Source organism: Burkholderia sp. Se-20378, from assembly GCF_017104665.1.
Classification (GTDB): domain Bacteria; phylum Pseudomonadota; class Gammaproteobacteria; order Burkholderiales; family Burkholderiaceae; genus Burkholderia; species Burkholderia lata.
The window spans coordinates 1-8,515 of record NZ_JAAGPG010000375.1 but is presented as its reverse complement, the minus strand read 5'-3'; the positions used below and the strand labels follow the sequence as shown (position 1 = coordinate 8,515).

The following is an 8,515-nucleotide window of genomic DNA, read 5'->3' as shown; positions in this document are numbered from 1 at the left end:
TCGGCTTTCTCGCCGGCACGCGTTCGCGCGAGGTGCGCCAGGTCGGGCTCGATGCGACGCGTCGCGCAGCGCGCGGCCGGGTCGAATGGCTGGAAGGCAGCCACCTGTTCCCGATGGAGCGGCCGCTCGAAACCGCCCGCGCGTTGCAGCGAATGCTGAATTCACTGAAGGCGGTGGAGGGCGATGTGTCGCAGGGCGTCACCCCGCTCGCGAAGCGCGCCTGACGCACGGTTTGGCGGCCGGGGGCATGCCTCCGGCGCGCACGGTTGCACCGGCCGGCGGGCGGTTTCGCCCGGGCACGCACGGCTGGTGCGGGTCGGCGCGAAAGGGCGCGATCATCGAGTCAATTGCTGAGAGAAGGGCGGGCTTTACGGTATAATCCGTTTTTCCCGCGAGCATCCAGCGATGACCAAATATGTTTTCGTCACCGGCGGCGTAGTTTCTTCCCTTGGCAAGGGTATTGCCGCCGCTTCCCTCGCCGCGATCCTCGAATCGCGCGGTCTGAAAGTCACCCTCCTCAAACTCGATCCCTACATCAACGTCGACCCCGGCACGATGAGCCCGTTCCAGCACGGCGAAGTGTTCGTGACGGAAGATGGAGCGGAGACGGACCTCGACCTCGGCCACTACGAGCGCTTCATCAGCACGAAGATGCGCAAGGCCAACAACTTCACGACCGGCCAGATCTACGAATCGGTGATCCGCAAGGAACGCCGCGGCGACTATCTCGGCAAGACCGTGCAGGTCATTCCGCACATCACGAACGAAATCCAGGCATTCATCGAGCGCGGTGCCGCGTCGGCCACCTGCGGTGAGCCGGATGTCGCGATCGTCGAGATCGGCGGCACGGTCGGCGACATCGAATCGCTGCCGTTCCTGGAAGCCGCGCGCCAGATGAGCCTGCGCCTCGGCCGCAACAGCGCGTGCTTCGTGCACCTGACGCTGGTGCCGTACGTCGCGACGGCCGGCGAGCTGAAGACGAAGCCGACCCAGCACAGCGTGCAGAAGCTGCGCGAGATCGGCATCCTGCCGCACGTGCTGCTGTGCCGTGCGGACCGCCGCATTCCGGACGACGAGTCGAAGAAGATCTCGATGTTCTCGAACGTGCCGGAAGACGCCGTGATCTCGGTGTGGGACGCCGACAGCATCTACAAGATTCCGCAGATGCTGCACGACCAGGGCCTCGACCGCATCATCTGCGAGGAACTGAAGCTGTCGCCGAAGGACGCTGATCTGACCATGTGGTCGGCGCTCGTCGAGAAGCTCGAGAACCCGAAGCACGAAGTGACGATCGGCATGGTCGGCAAGTATGTCGACCTGACCGAGTCGTACAAGTCGCTGATCGAAGCGCTGCGCCACGCATCGCTGCACACGTCGACCAAGGTCAACATCGAATACATCGACTCGGAAGAGATCGAGACGAACGGTGTCGACAGCCTGAAGCACCTCGACGCCGTGCTGGTGCCGGGTGGTTTCGGCCGTCGCGGCACGGAAGGCAAGATCGCGGCGATCCGCTATGCGCGTGAAGCCAAGGTGCCGTATCTCGGCATCTGCCTCGGCATGCAGCTCGCGGTGATCGAGTTCGCGCGCGACGTCGTCGGCCTGAAGCAGGCGAACAGCACGGAATTCGAGCCGGACACGCCGGAACGCGTGGTCGCGCTGATCACCGAGTGGTACGACCGCGACGGCAAGGTCGAGACGCGCACCGAGGAATCCGATCTCGGCGGCACGATGCGCCTGGGTTCGCAGCGCTGCCCGATCAAGCCGGGCACGATGGCGGAAGAAATCTATGGCAAGGACGTGAACGAGCGCCATCGCCACCGTTATGAAGTCAATAACCGCTTCGTGCCCCAGCTCGAAGCCGGCGGCCTTATCATCAGCGCCCGTACCCCGAGCGAGGATCTGCCGGAAATGATGGAACTGCCGCGTTCGATGCACCCGTGGTTCGTCGGCGTTCAGTTCCACCCGGAATTCACGTCCACGCCGCGTGACGGTCATCCCCTCTTCAAGTCGTTCGTCGAAGCTGCGCTTGCCAACAAGCAAGCGCGCGGAGTGTAAGCATGAAGCTGTGCGATTTCGAGGTCGGTCTCGACAAGCCTTTCTTCCTGATCGCGGGTACCTGCGTCGTCGAATCGGAGCAAATGACGATCGACACGGCGGGCCGCCTGAAGGAGATCTGCGCGAAGCTGAACGTTCCGTTCATCTACAAGTCGTCCTACGACAAGGCGAACCGCAGCTCGGGCAAGTCGTTTCGTGGCCTCGGAATGGACGAGGGCCTGCGGATCCTGTCCGAGGTGAAGCGTCAGCTCGGCCTGCCGGTGCTGACCGACGTGCATTCGATCGAAGAGATCGAGCAGGTCGCGTCGGTCGTCGACGTGCTGCAGACGCCGGCGTTCCTGTGCCGCCAGACCGATTTCATCCATGCGTGCGCGCGCTCGGGCAAGCCCGTCAACATCAAGAAGGGCCAGTTCCTCGCGCCGCACGACATGAAGAACGTGATCGACAAGGCGCGCGAAGCGGCCCGTGAAGCGGGGCTGTCGGAAGACCGTTTCATGGCGTGCGAGCGCGGTGTCTCGTTCGGCTACAACAATCTCGTGTCGGACATGCGTTCGCTCGCGATCATGCGCGAGACGAGCGCCCCGGTCGTGTTCGACGCGACCCACTCGGTGCAGCTGCCGGGCGGGCAGGGCACGAGCTCGGGCGGCCAGCGCGAATTCGTGCCGGTGCTCGCGCGTGCGGCGGTCGCGACGGGCGTCGCGGGCCTCTTCATGGAAACGCACCCGAATCCGGCCGAAGCAAAGTCGGATGGCCCGAACGCGGTGCCGCTGAACCGGATGGGTGCGCTGCTGGAGACCCTCGTCACGCTCGACCAGGCGGTGAAGCGCAATCCGTTCCTGGAAAACGATTTCAATTAAAGATCGAATGAACCTTGCGACGGCTTCGCGCGTCAGTAGCGAAAGCGGTTCAGGCGCGTGCGCCGTTGCAGTTTGAAGAATCCATCGTCATTCTCAGAGGAAACCCATGAGTGCAATCGTAGATATCATCGGCCGCGAGATTCTGGATTCGCGCGGCAACCCCACCGTCGAATGCGACGTGCTGCTCGAATCGGGCACGATGGGCCGCGCGGCGGTGCCGTCGGGCGCGTCCACCGGCTCGCGTGAAGCGATCGAACTGCGTGACGGCGAAGCCGGCCGCTACAACGGCAAGGGCGTGCTGAAGGCAGTCGAGCATATCAACACCGAAATCTCCGAAGCCATCATGGGCCTCGACGCGTCGGAACAGGCGTTCCTCGACAAGACGCTGCTCGAGCTGGACGGCACCGACAACAAGTCGCGCCTCGGCGCGAACGCGATGCTGGCCGTGTCGATGGCCGTCGCGAAGGCAGCCGCCGAAGAGGCAGGCCTGCCGCTGTACCGCTATTTCGGCGGTTCGGGCGCAATGCAACTGCCGGTGCCGATGATGAACATCGTCAACGGCGGTGCGCACGCGAACAACAGCCTCGACATCCAGGAATTCATGATCGTCCCGGTGAGCCAGCCGACGTTCCGTGAAGCCCTGCGTTGCGGCGCGGAAGTGTTCCATGCACTGAAGAAGATCCTGAGCGACCGCGGCATGAGCACGGCAGTCGGCGACGAAGGCGGCTTCGCGCCGAACTTCGGCAGCAACGACGAGTGCCTGTCGACGATCCTGCAGGCGATCGAGAAGGCTGGCTACCGTGCGGGTGAAGACGTGCTGCTCGCGCTCGACTGCGCGGCATCCGAGTTCTACCACGACGGCAAGTACCAGCTCGCGGGCGAAGGCCTGCAACTGTCGTCGGCCGAATTCACCGACTACCTCGCGACGCTCGCCGACAAGTTCCCGATCGTGTCGATCGAGGACGGCATGCACGAAAGCGACTGGGAAGGCTGGAAGCTGTTGACCGATCGTCTCGGCAAGAAGGTGCAGCTGGTCGGCGACGATCTGTTCGTCACGAACACGCGCATCCTGAAGGAAGGCATCGAGAAGGGCATCGCGAACTCGATCCTCATCAAGATCAACCAGATCGGTACGCTGACCGAAACGTTCGCGGCAATCGAAATGGCGAAGCGCGCAGGCTACACGGCCGTGATCTCGCACCGCTCGGGTGAAACGGAAGATTCGACGATCGCGGACATCGCAGTCGGCCTGAACGCCGGTCAGATCAAGACGGGTTCGCTGTCGCGCAGCGACCGTATCTCGAAGTACAACCAGCTGCTGCGCATCGAGGAAGATCTCGGTGACATCGCAAGCTACCCGGGTAAATCGGCTTTCTATAACCTGCGCTAACGCGCTACTATCGGGTTCGTCATATCGACGCCGCTCTGTGCATGTGCGCGGAGCGGCGCTTCTTATATCTGCGGTTCTTACATGCGGCTTGTCACTGTCGTCCTGATTGCCTTGCTGGCGCTCATTCAGTACCCCCTATGGTGGGGACACGGCGGCTGGCTGCGGGTGCATGAATTGCGTCAGCAGCTCGACGACCAGCTCCAGAAGAACGCGGACGAGAAGCTGCGCAACGAGCGCACCGCGGGCGAAGTGCAGGATCTGCAGAGCGGCACCGCGGCCATCGAAGAGCGCGCGCGCTACGAGATGGGCATGGTGAAGGACGGCGAAGTATTCGTGCAGTTCGTGTCGCCGAATGCGCCTGCTGCACCGCTGAACAACACGCCGTCGAATACGTCGACACGCGGCGCCGTCTCGGCGGCACCGGTGCGTGTCGTGCCGAATCCGCAGTCGATCGCGAGACCGTCGCGGCATCATGGCGGCGACAAGGGCAAGGCCGCGCATCACTGAGCACGATGGCTCGAATCCATTGAAAAAGCGCGGGAAATGCCGCGCTTTTTTATTTCCTGCCAGTAGTCAATCAGCCGAGCGATGCACGCTCACCACCACCATCCCGGGTAGCCGTAGCTGATGCCCGAGCCCCAGCGATTGCCCCATCCGCCGTAATACCCGCCGTAGACCGTCACCGGCGGCGGCGAGTAATAGGCCCACGCGCGCGCGGCGGCCTCGGCTGCCATCGCGCTGTTCTGTTCGCGCAGCACCTGCTGGTCGATCTCGTCATAGCGCTTGCGTTCGGCGCTCGACAGCGCGGGCGGCTGGCCGCCCGATGCACCGGGTTCGGGCAGGCGGCTCAGGATCGTGGCAGTCGGCGGCGGCATCGCGCAGCCGGCAAGCGCGAGCGTGCCGGCGGCAACGCTCGTCAGGACGATGGTGCGGAATGGTCGATGAAGCGGGCGATTCATGTGTTTCTCCTGCAGCGCGCCGACGACGGGAAGCGGCTTGCGCCGAAGTGCAGTGCGTGACTTCGGCGCTGGAGCCGTGCGTGCGACGCTCGTGCGTCATTATGCGCCCGTGCCCGGATGGCGGGCATCGGGCCACCGCTCAGTGACGCTGCTCGGTCGCGGGCGCGATGCCCGTCTCGACGCCGGGGGCCGCGAACAGCTGCGCGACGTCGACCGGATCGAATTCATAGCGCTGATTGCAGAACTCGCAGTGGATCTCGACGTGGCCGCGCTCGACGATCACGCTGTCGACTTCTTCGCGGCCGAGCATGCGCAGCATCGCACCGACCTTCTCGCGTGAGCACGAGCACTGGAAGCGCGTGCCGGCCGGCTCGAAGTGCTGCACGTTTTCTTGCCAGAACAGTCGGCGGAACACGACTTCCGGTTCGACTTCGAGCAGTTCCTTCGCGGACAGCGTTCCGCCGAGCGTGCAGACGCGCTCCCACGTGTCGATATCGGTTTCGGCGTTACGCGGCACGATGCCGCCGTCGCCCGGCAGCTTCTGCAGCAGCATGCCGACCGCGCGGTCGCGATCGGCCGCGAGCCACAGCCGCGTGTCGAGCTGCTCCGAGTGATGCATGTAATGCTCGAGCACCTGCGAGACGGATTCGTGCGGGCCGTCGACGCCGTTCAGCGGCACGATGCCCTGGTACGGCTGCTGGCCCGGCAGCTTGTCGGCCGGGTCGAGCGTGATCACGCAGCGGCCGTGGCCGCTCGCGTTGACGAGCGACGCGAAGCTCGTGTCGTCGCCGATCGTCTGGGCGGCATCGCCGGCGAACTTCGCGGTGGCCCGCATCGACAGATCCGAACCGCACTGGACGACCAGCATCTGGACCGGCCCGTCGCCGAAGATCTGCATGATCAGGGTGCCGTTGAATTTCAGGTTCGCGGACAGCAGCGCGCACGCGGCCATCATCTCGCCGAGCACCGTGCGCACGGGGGCAGGGTAATCGCGGCGGGAGAGCACTTCCTGCCACGTATTGCGCAGCGAAACGATCTCGCCGCGCACGGGCGCCGCATTGAACATGAATTTCTGTAACTGGTCGCTCACTCTTCTTCCTTGAAATCCGTGCGAATCACCCGATCCGCACGAGTTGCTCCTTGAAATGCGCACGCCGCTCGACGTACGTCTTCGCGTTCGTGCGCAGCCGCGCAATGTCTTCCGCCGACAGCTCGCGCACGACTTTCGCCGGTGCGCCGAGAATCAGCGAGTTGTCCGGGAACGTCTTGCCTTCCGTCACGACCGCGCCGGCACCAACCAGACAGTTGCGGCCGATGACCGCTCCATTCAAGACCACCGCCTGGATACCGACCAGCGAACCTTCGCCGATCGTGCAGCCGTGCAGCATGGCCTGGTGCCCGATCGTCACGTTTTCGGCAATCGTCAGCGGAAAGCCCGGGTCCGTATGCAGGACCGCGCCTTCCTGGACGTTGCTGCCCGCACCGACGGTGATCGTCTCGTTGTCGCCGCGAATCGTCGCGCCGAACCAGACGCTCGCGTTCTCCTCGAGCACGACCTTGCCGATGATGGCCGCCGTATCGGCGACGAATACGCTTTCGTGGATCGTCGGGGCCGTATCGCCCAGCTTGTAGATCGTCACGGAGTCTCCTTGTCTCTTCGATGAAGGGCGCCGGTAGAATGGCGCGTCTGGTTTGCCCGGCGCGTTCGCATGCGCCGCGGAACAATCGCCTATTGTAAACCGTCGCGTGCGTGCGCTCCCGCGATGCGCACGCAGGGTGTCCCCGTTTATGAGCATGGAGTCTTCTTCTTTCGGCAATGCGCCTGCCTGCGTGCGCCGCGCCGCGCTTGCCGCGCTGCGTGACGCGGAACCCGCGGCCAAGGCCGCCCAGGTGCGCGCGCTCTACGATGCGCTGCTGGCCGGGCAGGCGGCGATCGCCCCGTCGCTCGAATTGCCCGAGCCGGACGATTTGCCTGGGCGCCCGGCGCGCCCGCCGCTCGTCGAGCCGCGCCAGCTCGAGCGGCGCAGCATGCGTTCGCCCGCAGGGCGCGCCGTGCTGCTGCACGCGCTTGCCCATATCGAGTTCAATGCGATCAACCTTGCGCTCGACGCGATCTGGCGCTTCACGGGCCTGCCGGGCCCGTTCTACGCGGACTGGCTGAAGGTCGCGGCCGAGGAGGCCTATCACTTCACGCTCCTGTCCGACCGCCTGGCGGCATTCGGGCATGCGTACGGCGATTTTCCCGCGCACAACGGTCTGTGGGATATGTGCGAGCGGACCAAGGGCGATGTGCTGGCGCGTATGGCGCTCGTGCCGCGCACGCTTGAGGCCCGTGGGCTCGACGCATCGCCGCCGATCCGCGCGCGACTTGTACAGGCGGGCGACGATGCGTCGGCCGCGATTCTCGACGTGATCCTGCGCGATGAAATCGGCCATGTCGCGATCGGCAACCGCTGGTTCCGGCATTTGTGCGACGAAGCCGGCCGCGATCCCGTGCCGACCTACCGGCACCTCGCCGAGCAATACCATGCGCCACGGCTGCGTGGCCCGTTCAATTTCGACGCACGCCGCGATGCCGGATTCGAGCAGGCCGAACTCGACGAACTGGCCGCGCAGGACGCGGCGGACGGCAACGCGCCACGCTAGCCGGCTCGCGTTCGGCCGCGTTTCGACCGCCGCCAGCCGTCACGGCTGCCCGGCTGCCCGGCGCATGGCGCTCCCCCATGGCCCGTTGCGTGCGGGCGATGCTAGAGCGGCGCCTCGATTGCCGGCCGCCGGAAAGAGGGCGTCGCCGCTATAATCGAACGACCATTCTTTTTTTGGCGGTTGCAATGAGTGCCTCGAGTTCTGTTTCCGATTTCGTCACGGTGCGCGGCGTCCAGCTGCATGTCCGGCGCTGGGGCCGGCCCGACGCGCCGACGTTGTTCATGCTGCACGGCTGGATGGATGTCGCGGCGTCGTTCCAGTTCGTCGTCGATGCGCTCGCGGGCGACTGGCAGGTGATCGCGCCCGATGCGCGCGGTTTCGGGTTGTCCGACTGGCCGGTCGCACGGCAGGGCGGCGGCCACTACTGGTTCCACGAGTACCTGAGCGACCTCGATGCGCTCGTCGACCACTATGCGCCGACCGGCGAAGTCAATCTGGTCGGGCACAGCATGGGCGCGAACGTCGTGTGCCTGTATGCCGGCGCGCGGCCGGAGCGTGTGCGGCGCGTGGTCGATCTCGAGGGTTTCGGGCTGGCGCCCGCGCGA

Annotated in this window: 9 protein-coding genes and 1 pseudogene; 7 read left to right on the top strand and 3 right to left on the bottom strand. The window is 65.1% G+C overall.

Features of this window, described 5'->3' with window-relative positions; all coding sequences use genetic code 11:
* The 5 genes and pseudogenes from G3N93_RS28605 to ftsB form a co-directional block, all read left to right on the top strand.
* Positions 1-224: pseudogene (locus G3N93_RS28605) on the top strand (alpha/beta hydrolase); the annotation flags it as partial.
* A 181-nt stretch (positions 225-405) separates the two neighbouring features.
* Entirely contained in the window at positions 406-2,058 is a 1,653-nt protein-coding gene (locus G3N93_RS28600; protein WP_089445932.1) for a CTP synthase, read from the top strand.
* A gap of 2 nt (positions 2,059-2,060) precedes the next feature.
* Positions 2,061-2,915, top strand: a complete 855-nt coding sequence (kdsA, locus tag G3N93_RS28595) for a 3-deoxy-8-phosphooctulonate synthase (protein WP_085039266.1) — start codon at positions 2,061-2,063, stop codon at positions 2,913-2,915.
* Positions 2,916-3,021: 106 nt separating this feature from the next.
* The gene (gene eno / locus G3N93_RS28590; protein ID WP_011352544.1) at positions 3,022-4,305 is read left to right on the top strand and encodes a phosphopyruvate hydratase; all 1,284 of its coding nucleotides are present in this window, start codon (positions 3,022-3,024) and stop codon (positions 4,303-4,305) included.
* An 81-nt stretch (positions 4,306-4,386) separates the two neighbouring features.
* Positions 4,387-4,812, top strand: a complete 426-nt coding sequence (ftsB, locus tag G3N93_RS28585) for a cell division protein FtsB (RefSeq protein ID WP_011352543.1) — start codon at positions 4,387-4,389, stop codon at positions 4,810-4,812.
* Positions 4,813-4,901: 89 nt separating this feature from the next.
* On the opposite strand, the gene G3N93_RS28580 is transcribed toward ftsB, so the two are convergent.
* From G3N93_RS28580 to G3N93_RS28570, 3 genes are all read right to left on the bottom strand, one after another.
* Entirely contained in the window at positions 4,902-5,264 is a 363-nt protein-coding gene (locus tag G3N93_RS28580; RefSeq protein ID WP_174941884.1) for a hypothetical protein, read from the bottom strand.
* 139 nt (positions 5,265-5,403) lie between these two features.
* Positions 5,404-6,354, bottom strand: coding sequence for an Hsp33 family molecular chaperone HslO (gene hslO, locus G3N93_RS28575; RefSeq protein ID WP_174941886.1), 951 nt, complete (start codon positions 6,352-6,354; stop codon positions 5,404-5,406).
* Between the two features lie 25 nt (positions 6,355-6,379).
* Positions 6,380-6,904 (bottom strand): gamma carbonic anhydrase family protein, encoded by a 525-nt coding sequence (locus G3N93_RS28570; protein ID WP_071334714.1) that lies wholly within the window; start codon positions 6,902-6,904, stop codon positions 6,380-6,382.
* 148 nt (positions 6,905-7,052) lie between these two features.
* Here G3N93_RS28570 and G3N93_RS28565 point away from each other — a divergent pair, with 148 nt between their 5' ends.
* Positions 7,053-7,910 carry a ferritin-like domain-containing protein gene (locus tag G3N93_RS28565; RefSeq protein ID WP_174986945.1) on the top strand — a complete coding sequence of 286 codons (858 nt, stop codon included), beginning with the start codon at positions 7,053-7,055 and terminating at the stop codon, positions 7,908-7,910.
* A gap of 185 nt (positions 7,911-8,095) precedes the next feature.
* The coding region (locus G3N93_RS28560) for an alpha/beta fold hydrolase (RefSeq protein WP_206134467.1) at positions 8,096-8,515 on the top strand (420 nt) is incomplete at its 3' end.